This window comes from Glaciecola sp. SC05, from assembly GCF_041380235.1.
Lineage (GTDB): Bacteria > Pseudomonadota > Gammaproteobacteria > Enterobacterales > Alteromonadaceae > Glaciecola.
This window is the reverse complement of sequence record NZ_JBGIYY010000035.1, coordinates 1-2,489: the sequence shown is the minus strand read 5'-3', so window position 1 is coordinate 2,489 and position 2,489 is coordinate 1. Positions and strand designations below refer to the sequence as shown.

Genomic DNA, 2,489 nt, shown 5'->3' with positions numbered 1-2,489 from the left:
GCTAGCTAAAAATTTGCACTATATGCATGACAAGTTTTTTCATTTGCTAATCACATATTTCTTTGCATGTATCACTTTCGCAATACACACAACACATTCGTCAGATAGAGTAGCGATTGATAAAACTCACTCCAAATTACTTCAGAGTTTGTTCAATCAGTATTACTCTTTCTTTAAATATTGATTACTAATTATCAGCTTTTCCAAATTGTTAAAGAGCATTATTTATCATTTAAGGCTTAAAAAAACCCTAATGAATATTCTCAACAACNGCTTTTCCAAATTGTTAAAGAGCATTATAAATAATGGGGTCAGAGTATATTACTCAAACAACATCTTTATAACGATAAACATGGTCCAAAGTAATTTACTCTGACCCCATTATTTATCATTTAAGGCTTAAAAAAACCCTAATGAATATTCTCAATACTGAGCCCATTCATTAAGGCTTATCTTCCGACATAAGGGCAATCCCGACCATACTCAAGGATNAATACTGAGCCCATTCATTAAGGCTTATTTTACGATTTACACCATATACCACAAAATTGGTAGGCTTGGGCAGACTTGAACTGCCGACCTCACCCTTATCAGGGGTGCGCTCTAACCAGCTGAGCTACAAGCCTGCTTCATTCTGAGCAAGTGGTGGAGCTAAGCAGGATCGAACTGCTGACCTCCTGCGTGCAAGGCAGGCGCTCTCCCAGCTGAGCTATAGCCCCTTACGTCTTTTCAAAAGTAACTGTTCTACCTGACCTACTCAACATACTCATGCATGTCAACATATCAACCAGTTCGCTTGGTGACGGCAGGTTTGGGCTGAGTAACGCAGCGTACGATAGTACGTGAGTAACGCAAACTCAAAGCTGGCTAAACCAAGTAGAACTGGTAGGCTTGGGCAGACTTGAACTGCCGACCTCACCCTTATCAGGGGTGCGCTCTAACCAGCTGAGCTACAAGCCTGCTTCATTCTGAGCAAGTGGTGGAGCTAAGCAGGATCGAACTGCTGACCTCCTGCGTGCAAGGCAGGCGCTCTCCCAGCTGAGCTATAGCCCCGTTGTTTTGTATTCTCGCGTCAACTACAGCAGTAGTATTCGCAGCTTACCGCCTGCGCGGCAATGACCTTTGTTCGTTGCAAGCAACGCGTCCGGTCAACACAAACACAATGGTTTGGTATATCGTGACTCTTTTATTCNGCGCTCTAACCAGCTGAGCTACAAGCCTATATTCTAAACTCGTAGGTCTGACGCTACTTTTGAACTCTTCTAACTTTATAACAAGAAAATCTGTGTGAGCACTGCACCAAAAGCACTACAACTTTTTGGTAAGGAGGTGATCCAACCCCAGGTTCCCCTAGGGTTACCTTGTTACGACTTCACCCCAGTCATGAAACACAAAGTGGTAACCGTCCTCCTTTCCCAGCAGGGCGAGGTTAGACTAGCTACTTCTTTTGCATCCCACTCCCATGGTGTGACGGGCGGTGTGTACAAGGCCCGGGAACGTATTCACCGCAGCATTCTGATCTGCGATTACTAGCGATTCCGACTTCATGGAGTCGAGTTGCAGACTCCAATCCGGACTACGATAAGCTTTAAGGGGTCCGCTTACTCTCACAAGTTCGCTTCCCTCTGTACTTACCATTGTAGCACGTGTGTAGCCCTACTCGTAAGGGCCATGATGACTTGACGTCGTCCCCACCTTCCTCCGGTTTGTCACCGGCAGTCTCCTTAAAGTACCCAACTTAATGCTGGTAACTAAGGACAAGGGTTGCGCTCGTTGCGGGACTTAACCCAACATCTCACGACACGAGCTGACGACAGCCATGCAGCACCTGTATCAGTGTTCCCGAAGGCACCAATGCATCTCTGCAAAGTTCACTGTATGTCAAGAGTAGGTAAGGTTCTTCGCGTTGCATCGAATTAAACCACATGCTCCACCGCTTGTGCGGGCCCCCGTCAATTCATTTGAGTTTTAACCTTGCGGCCGTACTCCCCAGGCGGTCTACTTATCGCGTTAGCTTCGCTACTCACGGATTAAATCCACAAACAGCTAGTAGACAGCGTTTACGGTGTGGACTACCAGGGTATCTAATCCTGTTCGCTACCCACACTTTCGCACATGAGCGTCAGTTCTTGGCCAGAGAGTCGCCTTCGCCACTGATGTTCCTCCAGATATCTACGCATTTCACCGCTACACCTGGAATTCCACTCCCCTCTCCAAAACTCTAGTCTGCCAGTTCTAAATGACCATCCCACGTTGAGCGCGGGGCTTTCACATCTAGCTTAACAAACCGCCTGCGTGCGCTTTACGCCCAGTAATTCCGATTAACGCTTGCACCCTCCGTATTACCGCGGCTGCTGGCACGGAGTTAGCCGGTGCTTCTTCTGTTGCTAACGTCACAGAACTTGGGTATTAACCAAATCCCTTTCCTCACAACTGAAAGTGCTTTACAACCCGAAGGCCTTCTTCACACACGCGGCATGGCTGCATCA

General features: G+C 46.9%; 4 tRNA genes and 1 rRNA gene. All 5 read right to left on the bottom strand.

Features of this window, described 5'->3' with window-relative positions:
* Nucleotides 1-549 precede the first annotated feature (549 nt).
* Nucleotides 550-626 (bottom strand) — tRNA-Ile (locus tag AB9H30_RS19130).
* Nucleotides 627-643: 17 nt separating this feature from the next.
* Nucleotides 644-719, bottom strand: a tRNA-Ala gene (locus AB9H30_RS19125).
* Between the two features lie 164 nt (nucleotides 720-883).
* Nucleotides 884-960: transfer RNA gene (locus AB9H30_RS19120), tRNA-Ile, on the bottom strand.
* Nucleotides 961-977: 17 nt separating this feature from the next.
* A tRNA-Ala gene (locus AB9H30_RS19115) sits at nucleotides 978-1,053 on the bottom strand.
* A 269-nt stretch (nucleotides 1,054-1,322) separates the two neighbouring features.
* Nucleotides 1,323-2,489 (bottom strand): 16S ribosomal RNA (locus AB9H30_RS19110); the annotation flags it as partial.